We start from the raw sequence: 17,366 nt of genomic DNA, 5'->3' as shown, positions 1-17,366 counted from the left end.
CGGGCTTGCCCTTGGAGACTGAAAATGAAGGCAATCGTGTTCGACGGGATCGGTTCCCCGCGCGACGTTCTCTATCTCGACGACATTCCCGTCCCGCAGATCGGCGACAATGAGGTGCTGGTCAGGATGGTCTCGGCGTCGGTCAACCCGGGCGATTTCCTGTTCATTCAAAACCTCTACCCCGAACCGAAGAAGCCGCTCTTTCCACGCCAGGTCGCCGGAAACCACGGTGCCGGCATTGTCGAGCGGGTGGGCGCTAATGTCGCCCTGCGACCCGGCACGCTGGTCGCATTCAGCTACTACAACAGTTGGGCCGAGTATGCCGCCGTGCCGGCTGAATGGCTGATCCCGTTGCCGGCCGACTACCCGCTCGAACGCGCCGGGCAGATGGTCAACCCGATTACCGCTTGGGATCTGCTGGCCGATTCTCGCGTCCAACCGGGCCAGTGGCTGGCCGTCACGGCCGGCTATTCGTCGATATCGACAATGGTCATGCAATTCGCCCAGCGGCGCGGCATCAACGTGCTGTCAGTGGTGCGCCGCTTCCATGAAGGCCTGGATCTGAAGACGCTTGGGGCAACCGCCGTCCTCGACCTCTCGGACCTCAAGGCCGGTGTCCGCGAAACGGTTCTGGACATGACCGGCGGCACCGGATTGAACGGCATCGTCGACAATGTCGGCGGGCCTGTCAGCGGCGAACTGATCCGCAGCCTCGCGCTTGGCGGTCAGATGGTCATCAATGGCGGCATGAGCACGGAACGCTACGAACTGCACAATTTCGACGTGCTGCTGAGCGGCGTCGAAATCAGGGCCAATATCTACCGCTACTTCTTCTCGCCACCGGTCGAAGCCGACAGTCCGACCCTGCGCGAGATTGTCGATGTCTTCGGCCAACCGGATTTTCATGTTCCAGTTGGCGGGCTTCATCCGCTGGCATCGTTCAAGCTTGCCATCGCCAACAGCCTGGACCACGCCGACCTCGGAAAGCAGATCTTCACCATGTAGCGTCGGGCGCGACCAGCCTGGCTACCTCTTCCAGCCAGTGGTCTCGGATGCCCAGCGCCTCTAGGTGCTTCAGCGTGCTGAGCACGTATTCCTCATTGTTGCCGGACTGGCCGACAGCGCCGCGCACCACGGTCGCCGCATCCGCGACGTCCAGCGCGCCCGCATATTGCTGGTGCTTGCGGTCGACGATGTAAGCCACCGCCTCGACCACCCGCGCATCGTCGAGGCGGATCTTGAGCATGCGTTCGAGATAGACGCTTGTGACCAGTTCGCGCTCGCGCAGGTAGGCGATGACCTCGTCGCGTAGTTCGCCGGGAACACGGAACGCCAGGCCCACGCAGGAGCCGCCACGGTCGAGGCCGAGCACCAGGCCCGGGCGGCGGCGCGTGCCGCGGTGCACGAAGGAATAAACGCAAAGCGAGCGCCGATGGCCGTAAAGGCGCGCGCGCTGCGTCTCCACATGCGCGAAACCCGGCCGCCATATCAGCGAACCATAGCCAAACACCCAAAAATCGCCCATATCGCCGCGCATGATTGCAAAGAATGGCAACACCGCAAGGGAATCGGTGTTTTTTCCGTCCGTCTCTGTCTACCTATTGTCGTCGGAATCGAAAATCCGTCCGCAACATCCCATGCGTTTTCACAACACCCCCATACGTTTCACAACACCTGCGTTAATGAGAGCCAAAGCATGACGTCAAGCGACGAGCGCCAACCGAGTAACCGTCGCCGTCTGTGGTGGCTTGCGGCGTTCATCGTCGTGCTGTTCGCCGTCTATAGCGGCGGCTGGTTCTATCTGGCCGACAGGGTCAGGAGCGAAGCAGACAAGGCAGTCGCCGCGCTCAACAAGAATGGCGTCGAGGCCGGCTGCGCCAATCTCCAGGTCAGCGGCTATCCCCTGAGCTTTGTCGTCTCCTGCGATAGCCTTGCCTATCAGGACGACACCAGGAACATCGCGGCATCCGCCGGCTCCATCCATGCCGTCGCCCAAATCATCCAGCCCCTGTCGCCAGTGGCCGACATGCGCGGTCCGCTCAGAACCTCGGTTCCGGGCATGGTGCCGCTGTGGATCGACTGGGACAGTCTGCAGGCCAATATCAACCTGTCATGGCCGCTGCCACGGCGGATTTCGCTGCGGGCGGAGGGCCTGTCCGGTCAGACCGATCCGGCTGACGACGCCGATCCTGTGGAACTGTTCAGCGCCGGCAAGGCGGCCGGCCAATTGCAGCCGAACGGCGGCGATCTCGATTATCTCGGCAGCTTCATCGATCTTGAGATCGATCCCGATGCCGTCGGCGGACGCGTGCTGCCGCCGTTCGATGCCAGCGGCGACGTCACGCTGAAAAACGGCGTTGCTCTGATCGGCACGCATGTGCAAAGCCTGCGCGGCCAGATGATCGAGATCCGCAACCTCGATCTGTCGTCGGGCACGGCGCGCGTCACGGTTTCGGGACCGCTCTCGGTCGATGCCGGGGGCCTCGTCGATGCCGATCTGATGATCAGAATCAAGGATCCGAAGGCGGTGGCATCGATCCTTGCTGGCGCCATACCCGAGCAGAAGAATGCGATCGAACAGGGATTTTCCGCATTGGCCATGCTCGGTAACGCACCGTCGTTGCCGCTGAAGGTGATCAAGGGCAAGGCGTCGCTCGGCTTCATCCCGCTGGGCAAGATCAAGCCGGTGGAATAGCGCTGCCATGGCCAGACCCGTGAAGCTGCTGAGTGTTGGCGCGCTGACGCTGGACACCATCCTGCGCGTCGAGACCCTGCCCGCCAATCAGGGGAAGTTCATCGCCTCCGACGGCATCCAGATCGCCTCGGGCATGGCGACCAGTGCTGCCTGCGCCGCGCATCGGCTGGGAGCCGAAGTGTCGTTGTGGGCAAGCGCCGGCGATGATCTGGTTGGCGACCATCTGGTTGCCGCGATCGAGGCCGAGGGCGTCGATTGCACTCATGTCCGCCGCGTTCCTGGCGCCCGCTCGGCACTGGCCTCGATCCTGGTTGATGCGCAAGGCGAACGCATCATCGTGCCTTTCTACGACAGGCTCGCGCAGGCCGATCCCGAGGCTCTGCCGGTCGCCGATTTCTCCGCATTCGATGCCGTGCTGGTCGATGTCCGCTGGCCGGGTGCGGCTGCTCTTGCCCTGGAGGCGGCACGCGCCATCGGCCGGCCGGCGATCCTCGATGCCGACACCGCGCCGCGAGATGTGCTGGAGCAGCTGTTGCCGCGGGCATCGCACGTCGTGGCCTCCGAGCCGGCGGCGCGCATTCTGTGCGGTCAGCACCTCGATCCATCCCTGGCCTGCGAGGTGCTGGCCGGGCGCGCCGATGCATTTGTCGCGGTGACCGGCGGCGCGGCGGGAAGCTGGTGGTTCGATCGAACGGCGAGATCGTCCCGTCATGTCGCGGCGCCAAAAGTCGAGGCCGTCGACACGCTGGCCGCCGGGGACGTTTTTCACGGCGCCTTTGCCGTCGGGCTGGCGGAAGCCATGCCGGTGGAGCAGGCCCTGCGTTTTGCCAGTGCCGCCGCCGCGCTCAAATGCCTGCGCTTCGGCGGCAGGCTGGGCGCGCCAGACCGGACTGAGACGCTGGCGATGATGGAAAGCCACTGGCCAGCGAGCTAACGCATGTTGCGCAAAAGTGCGAAGCGGTTTTGCGATAACAACATGCATTAAAACAAGAACTTAAGCGCGTCGCATGAATCCGTTCAAACGCGACGCGCTTAAGGCGGGGAACACCTAGCTCTTTGCCGGATGCTCGACCGCCTGACGGCCGAAATCAGGCACGTCGATGTCCTGGCCGGCCTCGATGATCGAACGGCGTACGGCACGGGTGCGGGTGAACAGATCGAAGAGTTTTTCGCCGTCGCCCCAGCGGATTGCTCTTTGCAGGAACGCCAGGTCTTCCGAGAATCGCGCGAGCATTTCGAGGATGGCGTCCTTGTTGTGCAGGCATACATCCCGCCACATGGTCGGGTCGGATGCGGCGAGACGGGTGAAATCGCGAAAGCCGGAGGCGGAATACTTGATCACTTCCGTTTTGGTCACTGATTCCAGATCGTCGGCGGTGCCAACGATATTGTAGGCGATGATATGCGGCAGATGCGAGACGATGGCCAGCGTCATGTCGTGGTGCTGCGGGTCCATCGTGTCGATATTGGCGCCACAGCGGCGCCAGAATTCCGACAGCCTTTCCAGCGCATCCGGGTCGGTCTCGGGCAACGGCGTGAAGATGCACCAGCGATTGTCGAACAAATCGGCGAAACCGGCATCCGGACCGGATTTTTCCGTACCCGCCAGCGGATGGCCGGGAATGAAATGGACGCCTGCCGGCACGTAGGGCTGCATCTGCGCGATGACCGATGCCTTGGTCGAGCCGACATCGGTGAGGATCGCGCCTTGCTTCAGCTCCGGCGCGATTTCCGCCGCCACAGCGCCGGACGAGCCGACCGGCACAGACACGATGATCAGATCCGCGTCGCGGACCGCCTCTTTCGCATCGGTGGTGTAGGAGTTGCCAAGCTCAAGCTCCTTCGCCCGCGTCAGCGTCGCGGCGCTGCGGGTCGAGATGGCGACGTGGCGGGACAAACCCTCACGGCGGATGACGCGGGCCAACGACGAGCCGATCAGGCCGATGCCTACCAGCGCGATCTTTTCGAACATCGGTGATGTCATGGCGTTCTAGCTTTTCAGGAATGTAGTGAGTGCGGCGACAACGCCGCGATTGGCCTCTTCGGTACCGACGGTCATGCGCAGCGCGTTGGGAAAGCCATAGCCGGAAACGCGCCGCAATATATAGCCGCGCGCCGTCAGATAATCGTCCGCCGCGGCTGCCGAATGCCTCTGGTCGTCGGGAAAATGGATAAGAATGAAATTGCCGACGCTGGGCGTCACCCGCAATCCGAGCTTGGTCAATTCCTCGCTCAGCCATGCCAGCCAGGTCTCGTTGTGCGCGACGCTGCGCTCGACATGGGCGCGATCGCGGATCGCCGCGATACCGGCTTCGATCGCCGTCGCGTTGACGTTGAACGGGCCGCGCACCCGGTTGATCGCGTCGACGATGTGCATCGGCGCATACATCCAGCCGATCCGCGCGCCGCCAAGCCCGATCTTGGAGAAGGTGCGGGTCATCACCACGTTTTCGGCGCTGCCGACCAGTTCGATGCCGGCCTCATAATCGTTGCGGCGGACATATTCGGCGTAGGCGGCATCGAGCACCAGAAGCACGTTGCGCGGCAGGCCCGCATGCAGGCGACGCACTTCCTGGAACGGCACATAGGTGCCGGTCGGATTGTTGGGATTGGCGAGAAAGACGATCTTGGTGCGCGGCGTGACGGCGGCAAGCATCGCGTCGATGTCGGCTCGCTCGTCGGTCTCCTTGACCGCGACCGGCGTGGCGCCTGCCGACTGGACGTAGATCTTGTAGACCATGAAAGCATGTTCGGTGAAGATCGCCTCGTCGCCGGGCGAGAGATAGGTCTGCGCCAGCAGGCCGAGGATCTCGTCGGAACCGTTGGAACAGATGATGTTCTGCGCGTTGAGGCCATGCACCTCGGCGATCGCCTCGCGTAGCCGCCGGGCGGTGCCATCGGGATAGACGTCGAGCTTTCCGGCGACCTCGCGCGCGGCTTCGATCGCCTTTGGCGAGGGCCCGAGCGGGTTCTCGTTGGACGACAGCTTATACACCTTGACGACGCCGGCGGGCGCGGCACTTTTGCCCGGCACATAGGCAGCGATATCCATGATGCCCGCGCGCGGGGTTGGACGTGCCTTATCCGGTGTCTGGCTCATGTCGCAAAATCCGTCGAGAACGCTTCCGCAGGGAAGCCGCTGCGGAAATACAAGCCGTGACCGGCAATGTCGAGAGCTGGCAGTGAGGCCAGTCCTCGGCATTGACGGCAAGGCGGGCGAGTTCTAGAAGGGCAGCATCAGTTCCGTGGTGATTTGGCCGGTCGGCTTGCAGCCACGTTAAACAATTCGCTAAAGGGCCGTTTGCGTGGACGTAACCGGCTTTGTGAAGGCAATGCCGGTTTTTTGTTGTCCGCTGCCGGCCGGACGAACGCATCGGCGGCGATTTTCGCAAGGCAAGGTGCAGCAAGAGAGATGCGAATGGCCGCTCTGCGCGCTGGGAAGACCAACGAGGCCGACCAACCGTCGAGCCCGGTGTTGCGCTTTGGGGCGGACAAGCCACTGAAGCTGGACGCCGGCACGCTGCTGTCGCCATTCCAGATCGCCTATCAGACCTACGGCACGCTGAACGACGCCCGCTCCAATGCCATCCTGGTCTGCCACGCGCTGACCGGCGACCAGCACGTCGCCAGCACCAATCCGGTGACCGGCAAACCCGGCTGGTGGGAAGTGCTGATCGGCCCCGGCAAGATCATCGACACCAATCGCTTCTTCGTCATCTGCTCCAACGTCATCGGCGGCTGTCTTGGCTCCACCGGTCCGGCCTCGACCAATCCCGTCACCGGCAAACCCTACGGGCTCGACCTGCCGGTCATCACCATCCGCGACATGGTGCGCGCGCAGCAGATGCTGATCGACCATTTCGGCATCGAAAAACTGTTTTGCGTGCTCGGCGGCTCGATGGGCGGCATGCAGGTGCTGCAATGGGCGTCGAGCTATCCGGAGCGCGTCTTCTCGGCGCTGCCGATTGCCACTGGCGCCCGCCATTCCTCGCAGAACATCGCTTTCCACGAGGTCGGTAGGCAAGCCGTGATGGCCGACCCGGACTGGCATGCCGGCAAATATTTCGAACATGGCAAGCGCCCGGAAAAAGGGCTGGCGGTGGCGCGCATGGCCGCCCACATCACCTATCTTTCGGAAGCTGCCCTGCACCGCAAATTCGGCCGCAATTTGCAGGATCGCGAGGCGCTCACCTTCGGCTTCGACGCCGACTTCCAGATCGAAAGCTATCTGCGCCATCAAGGCATGACCTTCGTCGATCGTTTCGACGCCAACTCCTACCTCTATATGACGCGGTCGATGGACTATTTCGACCTCGCCGCCGACCATGGCGGCCTGTTGGCCGACGCCTTCGCCGGCACCAAGACCCGCTTCTGCCTGGTGTCCTTTACCTCGGATTGGCTGTTTCCGACCGAGGAGAGCCGCTCGATCGTGCATGCGCTCAACGCCGCCGGCGCATCGGTGTCCTTCGTCGAGATCGAGACCGATCGTGGCCATGACGCCTTCCTGCTCGACGAACCGGAACTGTTTGCCGCCATCAACGGCTTCATCGGCTCGGCCGCGAGGGCGAGAGGGCTAAGTCTATGATCCGGCAAAATCGGGCATCGTCCGGATTGGGAAAATGTGCCTGGCCAAGGAAAGAACCATGAGCGTCAACCGCGACCAGCGCGTCGACCTCGAAGTCGTCGCCAACCTCATCCCGCCGCGATCCCGCGTGCTCGATGTCGGCTCGGGCGATGGTTTGCTGCTCGAATTGCTGCAGGACACCAAGCAGGTCGACGGCCGCGGTCTTGAACTGTCGCAGCGCGGTGTCAACGAATGCGTGGCGCGCGGCCTCTCGGTCATTCAGGGAGATGCCGACAAGGACCTCCAATTCTATCCCGACAAGGGTTTTGATTTCGTCGTGCTGTCGCAGACCTTGCAGGCGACCCGCAATCCGAAACTGGTGCTCGACGAATTGCTCAGGATCGGCAACCGCGCCATCGTTTCCTTCCCCAATTTCGGGCATTGGCGGGTGCGCCTGTCGCTGTTCGTCAAGGGCCGCATGCCGGTGACCAAGGACCTGCCCTATTCCTGGTACGACACGCCCAACATCCATTTCTGCACCATCCGCGACTTCGTCAATCTGTGCGACGAGCTTGGCGCGACGGTGGAGAGGGCAACCGCGCTCGACGCCAACGGCCAGAAGATCGGCCTGTCGATGCCGTGGTGGTTCTGGAATTTCTTCGGCCAGCAGGCAGTGTTTTTGCTGAAGCGATAAAGCCTAGTCCTACTCCAGGATATCGGTGGCCTTGTGTGGATGTTCGACACCGTCGGCGAATACCACGTCAGCCTCGGAATTATCGGTCCGCAGCGACAGTATCGCCTGATAGGCTGGTGAATGGTACCAGCGGCGCGCATGCTGCCGGTCGGCGAACTCGATGATGACGAGGTGGCCCGGCCAGTCGTTCTCGATCACCTCCACATCGCCGCCATGGACGAGAAAACGGCCGCCGAAGGGCTCCAGCGTGGCGTCGATCCTATGCAGATATTCAATAATCTGTGCACCCATTGTGGCTTTGCGCATATGGGCGACGGCGTAAGCAGTCATGATGGAAACTCCCTGATCCGAAGCCTCATCAGCCGGCCTCGCAAGGGCAATCTGCCCCGGTGCCGGCCGCAAGGCGATTACGCCTGACGTAATAGGATTCCATGCGATCGCAGGCAGGGCCGCTTTGGCTTCGCGATAGCGTTTCAGACGTCATCTATTGGCGAGGGTGTTGCAATTGAGGCGCTAGGTCCCCGGAATCATCATTTGGCGGCGGTTGGACGGCAGTGCGATGGATGACACGAGCGGCGGTTTTTTATCGTTCACCGTTTCCGTGAAACAATGAACCTCCCATCTAGGCTGGTCGGGCCAAGAGGCTCAGCGGTCGAGTTCTGGGAAATACGGATCGGACAAGAACCGCCTGTCCCGCTCGCCCCGCAGGCAGTCGACGGGCGCGTCGGTGTCGACGGGGATGAACCCGGGTCTGTCCTGAATGCCGCTCACTTCGAGGATCAGCTTGCGCCGGATCGCCGTCGAGAATTCGGCGGCCGCGTAGATCGGCAGCACGAAGGAACCGGGCCCGCCGGTGACGCACTGCGCATAATACTGATCGAGATGGCTGAACGTTGGCGACGGATTGACCAGGATCGGCAGGCCGTTGATGACGATGCCCTTGGCGATTGCCGCGTCACGCGTCGTGGTGACCGGCGGCCCGATATTGTTCGGACCGTCGCCGGAAATGTCGATAACGCTGCGATCGCCCTCGAAAGCCGTGCGATCGAAAAGCTCAGCGCCGAAGGCAAGAGCACCGGAGATCGAAGTGCCTCGGAAGCTCCGGAACGGCCGCGCCGCCACCTTGTCGGCGAAGGCGCCGGCGCTCTCGGCGCTGTCGACGATCTGCCAGCCGATGACGGCGTCGTCGCGCACCGTGCCGGCCCATTCGAAATAGGCGAGCGCGATGCGGCCAGTTTTGCCGGCGCGGACCGCCTGGATGAAATCGGGATGCCGCAGCGCCTCGACATAGCCGGCGCGCTGCAGGGCGAACTCCTTCTCGTCCATTGACAGCGAGATGTCGACCGCCAGTACCAGTTCGACGTCGACGGCCAGCCCATCCGGCGGCGAGGCAACGGGGACTGCCTGGGCGCAGGCAAGACAGGCAAGCAGGCGCAGAGCATCAAGCATGGCCGATGCCGGGGTTGTTTCTCCGGCGGATATTCCCTCGCGATCACGGCAAAATAAAGCTTCGCGCCAGAAACCGGAACAATGGCTACGCCTTGCGGCGGGCGGCGGCGGCGGGCGGCGGCTCGATGGCGCCGGCCCTGACGCGGACGGGTTTCAGCGCCGGCACGCCGGCATCCTTCACGATTGTAAAAGCGCGTGGAAAGAAATGATTGTTGTGCTGGCCGCGTCCGATGTTGAGCACCGCGGCTCCGGGCAGACGCTTCTCCAGCATCGACAGCACCCGCCTCAACGACGGCCCGTCGAACGCATCCAGGGCTTCGTCGATGATTACCCATTTTGGTTGCCGCAAGGCGAGCCTGGCGAAGGCGAGCGAGCGTTGTTCGTCATCGCCCAGCTCCCGCTCCCAGCGCGCGGAGCGGTCGAGCGAGGACGACAGCCGTTGCAGGCCGACCTCGGCAAGAACCGCCGAAATCTCGGCATCGCTCGCCGGGTCGCGTCCATTCGGGTGATCGAGAACCTCGCGCAACGTACCGGTCGGGAAATACGGGACGCGGGGCACGAAGATGGGCGTTTCTCCCGCGGGCAGGCCGATTCGCCCGCTGCCCCATGGCCATAGGCCGGCAATGGCGCGGAAGAACAATGTCTTGCCGGCGCCCGGATCGCCGGTGATCATGACGCGCTCGCCGGGACGTATCTCGACATGCTGGTCGGCGAGCTTGGTGCATCCATCCGGTGAGGCCACTTCGAGCTTTTCGAAAGTCAGGCTGCCATCGGCATTGTCGCCGAACTCGATGCGCTTTTCCTTATCGTGCAGCACATCGGTTTCAGCGAGCGCGATGCGGAAGTCCGCAACGCGCATCAGCGTTGCGCGCCAGTCGGCGATGCTGCCGATGTTGTTGATGAACCAGCGCAATGAGGAATGCACCTGATTGAAGGCGCCGACCGCCATCATCAGCCCGCCAAAACTGATGTCGCCCGAAAAATAGACCGGCGAGGCAACGAGGATGGGGGCCACGACGGTGATCCAGCCATAGGTGTCCGTCACCCAGGACAGATTGATCTGGGCGGTGTAGATGCGCCGCATGGCGCCCAGCACAGTGCCGAGGTCGAGTCCGAGCCGTCGCCTGGCATCCGCCTCGCCATGGTACAGCGCGATGGCATCGACATTCTCGTTGACGCGCACCATCGAGGAGCGCAACTCGGCTTCGCGCGTATAACGGTCGCTGTTGAGGCGGATCAGCGGCCGTCCGACCAGCCAGCTCAGCCATGACGCGGTGCCTGCGTAAAGGATGGCGGCCCAGACCATGTAGCCCGGTATCGCAAGCGAGGTCCCGCCGATATGGAAGACGAAGCCCGAAGACAGCTCCCACAGCACGCCGACGAAGGACACCAGCAGGATCAACGACTGCAGCAGGCCGACGCCGAGATCCGTGGACAGATCGGTGAGGTGCGCGGCGTCCTGCTGCATGCGCTGGTCGGGGTTGACGCCGATGGCGCCGGCATTGGCCAGGCGGAAAGCGCGCGCCGGCCGCATCCACTGGTCGATCAGATCGAGCGTCAGCGCCTCGCGAAGTTTCAGCCTAATCATCTGGTTGAGCCAGGTCTGCCCTATGTTGAGCACCAGCAACCCGCCGGCAATGACTGCAAAGACGAGAAGCTGGTGCAGGAAGGCAGCCATGTCGCGGCGCGCGAGCGCATCGTAGAAAGGCTGGTTCCAGCGGTTGAGCAGAACTTGGCCGATCGAGGTCGCGACGATGACAGCCATCATGCCGACCGACGTCCAGAACAGCCACTTGCGAACCGGCGATTCCGCCAGCGCCTGCCTGATCGTCGCCACCTGATCGCGCAGACTGCTGGCTTCGACCGCAACCGGCAGGGCGGAGGCATCGTTGTCCGGATGGTAAGCCATACCCAAAGGTCCTTGCGTTCAGATTGAGTGCTGAAACCGCTGATGGTCGGCCGCATTGGTCTCAATGAGCCGCAAGCGACAGATAGGTCGGGAAACGCCGGGCGGCGCAAGTTCCTGTCATGATCACGAAGGTGTCATCTGCGGAGCCGGCGGCGTGGTCTCCACGGCCCGGCGGCCGAGCCGTGTCGCGCCATGCGGCGACAGCACCGGCACGAAAACGCGGCGAGACGCGCGCTGGACGACCGGCACGCCTTGATAAAGCCGTTTCTGCGCTTCGACGACGATAACGCCGGAAAAGATCGGCCACAACCGCCGGCCGGCCCGCTCCAGCACGTTGTGGAACCGCATCATGAAGCGCCGCCGCGATGGCGGGAAGAACAGCGCATCGGACCATGCCGCGGGCGTAAAATTCGCCTCGCGCAGCAATTCGGTGAGCTGTCCGCGTGAGAAAGGCCGCCCATTGCCGAACGGCGTGTGCTCGAAGCGCGCCCAGACACCGCGCCGGTTTGGCACGACGATGACGACGCGCCCGGCGGGCGACAACACCCGCCAGATCTCGTTCAGCGTCTCGCGCGGATTCTCGACATGTTCGAGCGAATGGACGAGCAGCATGCGGTCGATGCAGGAATCGACCAGCGGCAGTTCCTCGTCGAAGACCAGTGCCGTCGCCGTCGGCCCGACCGCCGGCCAGACCACGGCGCCCTGGGTCGCCGGCATAAAGGCAAAGACTCGCTCGGCATCGGTGCCGAAACGCTCCAGCCAGGGCAAGGTGTAGCCGAGGCCAACCAGCCGTTCATTGGGCACGGCGGCCCATATCGACGATAGCGCCATGGTGATCGAGCGTTCGGCGAACCTGCCGAGCGTTGTCGAGTAGAAGGAACGAAGATCGACGATGTCGGAATGCATGTGAGGGATGTAGCCGTGAAGCGCGCGGGATTCAACAAAGGCCGGTGCCGCCGACATTGCAGGATGACTTGGGAGTCCCTGGGCGGCGTTCGACATCCCGGGATGACATTTGACTTCTCGTGATGACATCGGCGCGTTGGGACCCTATGTCTGCGGCGACAATGGAGAGATGCGATGCCCGTTGAAGTCGAACAATTCACCTGCCGCACCGACAATTTCGGCGTGCTGGTGCATGACCCGGAAAGCGGGCAGACCGCTATCATCGATGCCCCTGAAGAGGCGCCGATTCTGGCCGCGATCAAGCGCACCGGCTGGACGCCGACGATGATCCTGACCACGCATCACCATATCGACCATGTCGAGGCCAATCTGGCGCTGAAGGAGCGTTTCAAGCTGCGCATCGTTGGCCCGGAAGCGGAAAAGGCCAAGATCCCCGGCATTGACGAGACCGTTGAAGAGGGGTCGGTCCTTCATCTCGGCGGCGAGCGGATAGAGGTGATCGCCACCCCCGGCCATACCGCCGGCCATGTCTCCTACTACCTGCCTGCATCGAAAGTGGCGTTCACCGCAGACACGCTGTTTGCGCTTGGTTGCGGGCGGCTTTTCGAATGCAAGCCGCCAGTGATGTACGACTCGCTGAAGAAGCTTGCCGCACTCCCGGCCGCGACCGTCATCTATTGCGGCCACGAATACACGCTCGCCAACGCCCGTTTCGCGTTGACCGTCGACCCGAGCAATTCGGCGCTGAAGGAACGGGCTGCCCGGATCGAGGCGTTGCGCGCCGACAACAAGCCGACGCTGCCCACGACGATCGGCGAGGAATTGTCGACCAATCCGTTCCTGCGCTGGCACGATCCGGCGATCCGCAAACATCTTGGGCTGGAGAAAGCTTCGGACGCCGAAGTCTTTGCCGAGATCCGCAAGCGCAAGGACAATTTCTAGCCTGGTGGTATTGTCGAGCCCATGACCAGTTCCGCCGAAATTATCGCGACGCTCGGACTGAAGCCGCACCCGGAGGGAGGCTGGTACGCCGAGACCTTTCGCGATGGCGCCGGCGGCCCGCGCGGCCATTCGACCGCTATCTATTTCCTGCTGGAGCGGCACCAGGTTTCGGCCTGGCACCGGGTCAAGGACGCCGCCGAGGTCTGGCATTTTTATACCGGCGCCCCGTTGGCGCTGTCGATGTGGGATGAAGGCGGTGCGGTGATCGAACAGGTGCTCGGCGCCGAACTGGCAGCGGGCGAGCGGCCGCAGGTCGTCGTGCCGGCGGGCTGGTGGCAATCGGCGCGCAGCCTGGGCGAGTGGACCTTGGTCGGCTGCACCGTCGCGCCGGGCTTTGATTTCGCGGCCTTCGAGTTGGCCGCGCCGGGCTGGCAGCCGAAACAATCCTAGCTCAGCAAGAAACCAAGCGTAATCGCAAGCTGAGCAGCGTAGTACGACGTCCAGACGGCAAAGCGCATCCAGACGCGATGCGGCGAGATGGCAGCCACCAGGAATTTGTCCGTCGCGAGCAGCCCGTCGGAAGTCATGAACAGGATGGCGCCGCCGATCAGCGATAGATTGCTTGTCGTCAGCGCCGACATGCCCATCGCCAGGATCGCTGCGATATAGACGGCGATCGGAAGACGCAGGCCGGGACCGATGCGGCGCCAAAGCGCCGTAAGCATGACCGCCGCAAACACCGCCATGGCCAGCGCGATCGCGCCACGCCACGATTCGGCGCCGAGCAATTCCAGCCCGCCGCCGCTGCGCAGGAAAACCGCGATATAGACGATGTGGGCGACGAGAAAACTGGCCAGCCCGCCGAGAAACGCCTTTTCGCCGTCACGTGACAGGAACGCGTCGCCAACGGCGCTGAACGCGAGGGCTGCGACCAAAAGCGGTGGGCCGCCTTGCAGCGCCGCCAGCACGGCAAGCATCGCTACGGCGAGCGTCTTCGCCGCCGAGCGGGCGAGCGTCGGCGGCATGCCCAGGGTGAACGCGTAGATCACCGCCGCTACCAGCGAAAAGATCAGCGTCGCATTGGCATTGGCGTCAATGCCGCCGGCAAATGGCATCGTCATGCCCTGGCTCCGTCCCCAACCGTGGCCGACTTGCGCAGGAACAGCAACCTTTCCGGCAGCCCCGCGCTCCCCGCGACGAGCATGCCGGCGGCAAGGATGCGCAGCGAAGGCTTGGCCCACATGCCCGCGACCGCCGAAAAGCCGATCAACATTGCGCGCCCCATTCCCGCCTCCAGCGCGCCTGGCCTATTGTATAGCTTCGAAATGCCGGGCGCTGATGGTCAAGGTGCCGATCTGCGTTCCGACCGTGGCGTGGATCGGCGCATATACGCCGGTTTGGCCAAGCGGCGCAAACGTCACCATCATGCGGCTGCGGTTTTTGAGATAATTGAGCGCCTTGCGGCCCTTGCGGTAGCCCGCCACCGGCTCGAAGCCCATCCGGCAGGTGACGGTCTCGCCCTTATAGCCCGGCACCGAGATCGTGCCTTTCGAGGCGTAGGTCAGCGTCAGGTCGGCGCGCATCTCGCCATCGTAAAACTTTACCGTGCGGCCGCAGACCTTATCGAGACTGTCGGCATGGATGACGGTCGCCGCCATCGGATCCAGCACCGATACCAGGTCGCCGGCGCTGATTGGCACCCAGCTCTTGGGGTCGCGCTTGCCAGGCGCCGGAATGACCTGCGTCGAGGTCACGTTTCCATTGGCGAAGCGGATGTCGATCGCGGACGCTTTCTTGCCCGAGGTGTAGTCGGCACGAAACGCCTGCGGCACCATCTTCTGGCCCGAAATCGTGCCTTTGGACGAGACCGTGCCGCGCGTATCGTCGAACAGTCTGGCGAGACCCGCCGCGGAGACGCTTCCGTCGATCGAATAGATGCCGTTCTCGTAACGGCTGGAAAAGGTCGATTTCGCTATCGAAAGACCGAGAAACGATACGGTGTATTCGCCTTTGAAGGACTGCGGCGAAGCGGCGGACGCAGCCGATGGCAAGGCGATGGCAAGCACGGCGACAAGGGCAGGCGACGAACGAAGCATGGCGGGATCGGTCCTCGATTTTCGGCCGGAGGTATGCAACTCCGGCTTGGCATGTCCCTGTTGGACCGCTTATAGGATGAAATCCGGCCTTAATGTGAAATGCCCGTCGCAAGCGAAGGCAAGCCGGAGCTTGACGCATTGGCGAAATGCAACTATGGAACGCCAACTTTTTCCATAAGGCCGCCTGACCAGAACCGCGCGCCACCCGGCGTGGGCACAAAGGTTTGACAGGGCCGAGAGAACTGAAGGTAGAACCATGTCCCGCACCTGCGAACTCACTGCCAAGGCAGTCCAGACCGGCAATAATGTGAGCCACGCCAACAACAAGACCAAGCGTCGCTTCCTGCCCAACCTCGTCAATGTGACGCTGATCTCGGAAGCGCTGAACCAGAATGTGCGTCTGCGCATTTCCGCCAACGCGCTGCGTTCGGTCGAACATCGCGGCGGTCTCGACGCCTTCCTGGCCAAGGCCGACGTCAAGGACCTGTCGCAGCGCGCGCGCCTCTTGAAGAAGCAGATCGCCAAGAAGCTCGCAGAGCAGTCCGTCGCAGCCTGACACCCTTTCAAGGCGGGGGACGACCGCCCTAGCCAACTTCTTGTTGGCCCGTGGGCATCGGATAGCAACCGCAAGGTTCGACAATCCGATGCCCAGATACGAAGCGAGCATCGCCCGGATGGGCATCGTGCTCCGCTGGTTCCATTACCCAGGATAAAAAAATGACTTCCTTCTCGCGATACCTGCCCTTCGTGGCCGCCATGGCGCTTGTCGTCGTGGCATCGAACATTCTCGTGCAGTTCCCGATGCAGGGCCAGGTCGGCGGCCTGTCGCTGGCCGACCTGCTGACCTGGGGCGCCTTCACCTACCCTTTCTCGTTCCTGGTCACCGACCTCGCCAACCGCCGCTACGGCCCCGCCGTGGCGCGCAGGATCGTCTTTGTCGGCTTCATGACCGCGGTGGTCTGCTCGATCCTTGTCCCACCCTTCCTGTTCCGCCATGGTCTCATCGAATTCGAGACCGCCGCCGACCGGCTGGTGCGCATCGCGGCGGCATCCGGCGCGGCGTTCCTCAGTGCGCAATTGCTCGATGTGACCGTGTTCAACCGGCTGCGCCGGCAAAGCTGGTGGCGCGCGCCGATCGTCGGCACGCTGGTCGGATCGGTGTTCGACACCGCCGTTTTCTTTACTGTCGCTTTTTCCACCGCTTTCGCCTTCACTGGTCCGAACGACAGTTTCGCGCTCGAAACCGCGCCCTTGATGGGCGTTTTCCATGTCGACGCCATGCGTTGGGTTTCGTGGGCATTGGGCGATCTCAGCGTGAAGCTGATCATCGCCGTGGTGGCGCTCATCCCTTACCGGCTGCTCGCTACCCGCTGGAGCCAGCCGGCACTGGCCGCATCGCCGTGATTCCGAAGAGTGGAACCAGGCAATGATTCCCTGGGTTCAGCTAGACTCTGCAAAGACGCCCGACGGCGCGCAGGAGCTTCGCCTCAAACGGCGCGGGTCAGAATTTTCGATCATGCTGGGCACCAACGAGCTGATGAACAGCCGTCTCAGCGGCTCCGAGCAAGCGTTGGCAAAACTGTCCTGCCTGAGGATTGCCGGCCATCGCCAGCCAAGAATCCTCATCGGCGGGCTTGGCATGGGTTTTACTTTGCGCGCCGCTCTCGCCGAACTCGGCAGTGATGCCAGCGTCGTGGTCGCCGAGCTGGTGCCAGCCGTGGTCGCCTGGGCGCGCGGCCCGATGGCCGAGGTCTTTGGCGGCTGTCTCGACGATCCGCGCGTCACCATCCAGGAGACTGATGTCGGGCAGCTGCTACGGGCGCAAGCATCGAGCTATGACGCTATATTGCTCGATGTCGACAATGGCCCGGAAGGCATCGTCCACAAATCCAATGACGCGCTCTACAGCCTGGCCGGCCTTGGCGCCGCTCGCGCCGCCCTCAAGCCGGGCGGCATGCTGGCGGTGTGGTCGCAAGGCCCCGACAGCGGCTTCACCCGGCGGCTGAAGCAGGCCGGCTTCACAGTCGAGGAGGTCAACACGCGCGCCAATGGCAAGCGCGGCGCGCGCCATGTCATCTGGATCGCCACCAACGGCTCGCTATCCTGACCGG

Annotated in this window: 20 protein-coding genes and 1 riboswitch; of the genes, 10 read left to right on the top strand and 10 right to left on the bottom strand. The window is 63.2% G+C overall.

The genetic code is table 11. The annotated features are described in order from the left end of the window. Positions 1–24 precede the first annotated feature (24 nt). Positions 25–1,005: a quinone oxidoreductase family protein gene (locus NKI49_RS17175; protein WP_352604682.1), complete on the top strand. Its 981-nt coding sequence runs from the start codon at positions 25–27 to the stop codon at positions 1,003–1,005. Here NKI49_RS17175 and NKI49_RS17170 read toward each other — a convergent pair. Continuing rightward, positions 995–1,525, bottom strand: a complete 531-nt coding sequence (locus tag NKI49_RS17170) for a gamma-glutamylcyclotransferase (protein ID WP_352604681.1) — start codon at positions 1,523–1,525, stop codon at positions 995–997. The genes NKI49_RS17175 and NKI49_RS17170 overlap by 11 nt on opposite strands. Before the next feature lie 171 nt (positions 1,526–1,696). Between NKI49_RS17170 and NKI49_RS17165 the strand changes: the two genes are divergently transcribed. Both NKI49_RS17165 and NKI49_RS17160 read left to right on the top strand, forming a co-directional pair. After that, a complete protein-coding gene (locus tag NKI49_RS17165) occupies positions 1,697–2,695 on the top strand; it encodes a DUF2125 domain-containing protein (RefSeq protein ID WP_352604679.1) in 999 nt (332 codons plus the stop codon). 7 nt (positions 2,696–2,702) lie between these two features. Continuing rightward, positions 2,703–3,629, top strand: a complete 927-nt coding sequence (locus NKI49_RS17160) for a sugar kinase (protein WP_352604677.1) — start codon at positions 2,703–2,705, stop codon at positions 3,627–3,629. 114 nt (positions 3,630–3,743) lie between these two features. On the opposite strand, the gene NKI49_RS17155 is transcribed toward NKI49_RS17160, so the two are convergent. Further along, positions 3,744–4,679 (bottom strand): prephenate/arogenate dehydrogenase family protein, encoded by a 936-nt coding sequence (locus NKI49_RS17155; protein ID WP_352604675.1) that lies wholly within the window; start codon positions 4,677–4,679, stop codon positions 3,744–3,746. A 6-nt stretch (positions 4,680–4,685) separates the two neighbouring features. Then, positions 4,686–5,795 carry a histidinol-phosphate transaminase gene (hisC, locus tag NKI49_RS17150; protein WP_352604673.1) on the bottom strand — a complete coding sequence of 370 codons (1,110 nt, stop codon included), beginning with the start codon at positions 5,793–5,795 and terminating at the stop codon, positions 4,686–4,688. A gap of 135 nt (positions 5,796–5,930) precedes the next feature. Next, positions 5,931–6,008: riboswitch (SAM riboswitch) on the top strand. Between the two features lie 105 nt (positions 6,009–6,113). Between hisC and metX the strand changes: the two genes are divergently transcribed. Together metX and metW are read left to right on the top strand one after the other, a co-directional pair. Next, on the top strand, positions 6,114–7,280 hold the full coding sequence (gene metX / locus NKI49_RS17145; protein WP_352604671.1) for a homoserine O-acetyltransferase MetX: 1,167 nt from the start codon (positions 6,114–6,116) through the stop codon (positions 7,278–7,280). 58 nt (positions 7,281–7,338) lie between these two features. Beyond that, the gene (metW, locus tag NKI49_RS17140; RefSeq protein WP_352604669.1) at positions 7,339–7,953 is read left to right on the top strand and encodes a methionine biosynthesis protein MetW; all 615 of its coding nucleotides are present in this window, start codon (positions 7,339–7,341) and stop codon (positions 7,951–7,953) included. A gap of 9 nt (positions 7,954–7,962) precedes the next feature. Here metW and NKI49_RS17135 read toward each other — a convergent pair whose 3' ends face one another. The 4 genes from NKI49_RS17135 to NKI49_RS17120 all read right to left on the bottom strand — a co-directional run bounded on the left by NKI49_RS17135 (position 7,963) and on the right by NKI49_RS17120 (position 12,217). Next, entirely contained in the window at positions 7,963–8,283 is a 321-nt protein-coding gene (locus NKI49_RS17135) for a DUF1330 domain-containing protein (protein WP_352604667.1), read from the bottom strand. A 315-nt stretch (positions 8,284–8,598) separates the two neighbouring features. Next, a complete protein-coding gene (locus NKI49_RS17130; protein WP_352604665.1) occupies positions 8,599–9,402 on the bottom strand; it encodes a DUF1194 domain-containing protein in 804 nt (267 codons plus the stop codon). An 85-nt stretch (positions 9,403–9,487) separates the two neighbouring features. Next, positions 9,488–11,311: an ABC transporter ATP-binding protein/permease gene (locus tag NKI49_RS17125; protein WP_352604663.1), complete on the bottom strand. Its 1,824-nt coding sequence runs from the start codon at positions 11,309–11,311 to the stop codon at positions 9,488–9,490. Positions 11,312–11,434: 123 nt separating this feature from the next. Continuing rightward, a complete protein-coding gene (locus NKI49_RS17120) occupies positions 11,435–12,217 on the bottom strand; it encodes a class I SAM-dependent methyltransferase (protein WP_352604661.1) in 783 nt (260 codons plus the stop codon). Between the two features lie 174 nt (positions 12,218–12,391). Here NKI49_RS17120 and gloB point away from each other — a divergent pair, with 174 nt between their 5' ends. Further along, the gene (gene gloB, locus NKI49_RS17115; RefSeq protein WP_352604659.1) at positions 12,392–13,159 is read left to right on the top strand and encodes a hydroxyacylglutathione hydrolase; all 768 of its coding nucleotides are present in this window, start codon (positions 12,392–12,394) and stop codon (positions 13,157–13,159) included. A 21-nt stretch (positions 13,160–13,180) separates the two neighbouring features. After that, positions 13,181–13,609 (top strand): cupin domain-containing protein, encoded by a 429-nt coding sequence (locus NKI49_RS17110; RefSeq protein WP_352604657.1) that lies wholly within the window; start codon positions 13,181–13,183, stop codon positions 13,607–13,609. Here the strand turns inward: NKI49_RS17110 and NKI49_RS17105 are convergent. The 3 genes from NKI49_RS17105 to NKI49_RS17095 are packed head-to-tail and all read right to left on the bottom strand — an operon-like array spanning position 13,606 to position 15,255. Continuing rightward, positions 13,606–14,280: a lysoplasmalogenase gene (locus tag NKI49_RS17105; protein ID WP_352604655.1), complete on the bottom strand. Its 675-nt coding sequence runs from the start codon at positions 14,278–14,280 to the stop codon at positions 13,606–13,608. The two genes, NKI49_RS17110 and NKI49_RS17105, sit on opposite strands and share 4 nt — an antisense overlap. Then, the gene (locus NKI49_RS17100; RefSeq protein WP_352604653.1) at positions 14,277–14,444 is read right to left on the bottom strand and encodes a hypothetical protein; all 168 of its coding nucleotides are present in this window, start codon (positions 14,442–14,444) and stop codon (positions 14,277–14,279) included. Before NKI49_RS17100 ends, NKI49_RS17105 begins: the two co-directional genes overlap by 4 nt. A 22-nt stretch (positions 14,445–14,466) precedes the next feature. Continuing rightward, positions 14,467–15,255, bottom strand: coding sequence for a DUF3108 domain-containing protein (locus NKI49_RS17095; RefSeq protein ID WP_352604651.1), 789 nt, complete (start codon positions 15,253–15,255; stop codon positions 14,467–14,469). 256 nt (positions 15,256–15,511) lie between these two features. On the opposite strand from NKI49_RS17095, the gene rpmB reads away from it, so the two are divergent. The 3 genes from rpmB to NKI49_RS17080 all read left to right on the top strand — a co-directional run bounded on the left by rpmB (position 15,512) and on the right by NKI49_RS17080 (position 17,362). Further along, on the top strand, positions 15,512–15,811 hold the full coding sequence (gene rpmB, locus NKI49_RS17090; RefSeq protein ID WP_352604649.1) for a 50S ribosomal protein L28: 300 nt from the start codon (positions 15,512–15,514) through the stop codon (positions 15,809–15,811). Positions 15,812–15,972: 161 nt separating this feature from the next. Next, complete coding sequence (locus NKI49_RS17085) at positions 15,973–16,659, top strand: queuosine precursor transporter (protein WP_352604647.1); 687 nt, start codon at positions 15,973–15,975, stop codon at positions 16,657–16,659. A gap of 22 nt (positions 16,660–16,681) precedes the next feature. Next, positions 16,682–17,362 (top strand): spermidine synthase family protein, encoded by a 681-nt coding sequence (locus tag NKI49_RS17080; RefSeq protein WP_352604645.1) that lies wholly within the window; start codon positions 16,682–16,684, stop codon positions 17,360–17,362. The last annotated feature ends 4 nt before the right edge of the window (positions 17,363–17,366 follow it).

Origin of the sequence: Mesorhizobium sp. M0587 (genome assembly GCF_040320945.1) — a bacterium.
Lineage (GTDB): Bacteria > Pseudomonadota > Alphaproteobacteria > Rhizobiales > Rhizobiaceae > Mesorhizobium.
Note: the sequence above shows the minus strand (reverse complement) of the source record. Positions and strands in the feature narration are given on the sequence as shown.

Excerpts from the sequence above, each read along its gene's own strand:
- rpmB (WP_352604649.1), top strand. The coding sequence starts at position 15,512 with ATGTCCCGCACCTGCGAACTCACTGCCAAGGCAGTCCAGACCGGCAAT.
- NKI49_RS17095 (WP_352604651.1), bottom strand. The coding sequence starts at position 15,255 with ATGCTTCGTTCGTCGCCTGCCCTTGTCGCCGTGCTTGCCATCGCCTTG.
- NKI49_RS17170 (WP_352604681.1), bottom strand. The coding sequence starts at position 1,525 with ATGGGCGATTTTTGGGTGTTTGGCTATGGTTCGCTGATATGGCGGCCG.
- NKI49_RS17110 (WP_352604657.1), top strand. The coding sequence starts at position 13,181 with ATGACCAGTTCCGCCGAAATTATCGCGACGCTCGGACTGAAGCCGCAC.
- metW (WP_352604669.1), top strand. The coding sequence starts at position 7,339 with ATGAGCGTCAACCGCGACCAGCGCGTCGACCTCGAAGTCGTCGCCAAC.
- NKI49_RS17105 (WP_352604655.1), bottom strand. The coding sequence starts at position 14,280 with ATGACGATGCCATTTGCCGGCGGCATTGACGCCAATGCCAATGCGACG.
- NKI49_RS17135 (WP_352604667.1), bottom strand. The coding sequence starts at position 8,283 with ATGACTGCTTACGCCGTCGCCCATATGCGCAAAGCCACAATGGGTGCA.
- hisC (WP_352604673.1), bottom strand. The coding sequence starts at position 5,795 with ATGAGCCAGACACCGGATAAGGCACGTCCAACCCCGCGCGCGGGCATC.
- NKI49_RS17175 (WP_352604682.1), top strand. The coding sequence starts at position 25 with ATGAAGGCAATCGTGTTCGACGGGATCGGTTCCCCGCGCGACGTTCTC.
- NKI49_RS17120 (WP_352604661.1), bottom strand. The coding sequence starts at position 12,217 with ATGCATTCCGACATCGTCGATCTTCGTTCCTTCTACTCGACAACGCTC.
- gloB (WP_352604659.1), top strand. The coding sequence starts at position 12,392 with ATGCCCGTTGAAGTCGAACAATTCACCTGCCGCACCGACAATTTCGGC.
- NKI49_RS17155 (WP_352604675.1), bottom strand. The coding sequence starts at position 4,679 with ATGACATCACCGATGTTCGAAAAGATCGCGCTGGTAGGCATCGGCCTG.
- NKI49_RS17085 (WP_352604647.1), top strand. The coding sequence starts at position 15,973 with ATGACTTCCTTCTCGCGATACCTGCCCTTCGTGGCCGCCATGGCGCTT.
- NKI49_RS17160 (WP_352604677.1), top strand. The coding sequence starts at position 2,703 with ATGGCCAGACCCGTGAAGCTGCTGAGTGTTGGCGCGCTGACGCTGGAC.
- NKI49_RS17125 (WP_352604663.1), bottom strand. The coding sequence starts at position 11,311 with ATGGCTTACCATCCGGACAACGATGCCTCCGCCCTGCCGGTTGCGGTC.
- NKI49_RS17100 (WP_352604653.1), bottom strand. The coding sequence starts at position 14,444 with ATGGGGCGCGCAATGTTGATCGGCTTTTCGGCGGTCGCGGGCATGTGG.
- metX (WP_352604671.1), top strand. The coding sequence starts at position 6,114 with ATGGCCGCTCTGCGCGCTGGGAAGACCAACGAGGCCGACCAACCGTCG.
- NKI49_RS17130 (WP_352604665.1), bottom strand. The coding sequence starts at position 9,402 with ATGCTTGATGCTCTGCGCCTGCTTGCCTGTCTTGCCTGCGCCCAGGCA.
- NKI49_RS17080 (WP_352604645.1), top strand. The coding sequence starts at position 16,682 with ATGATTCCCTGGGTTCAGCTAGACTCTGCAAAGACGCCCGACGGCGCG.
- NKI49_RS17165 (WP_352604679.1), top strand. The coding sequence starts at position 1,697 with ATGACGTCAAGCGACGAGCGCCAACCGAGTAACCGTCGCCGTCTGTGG.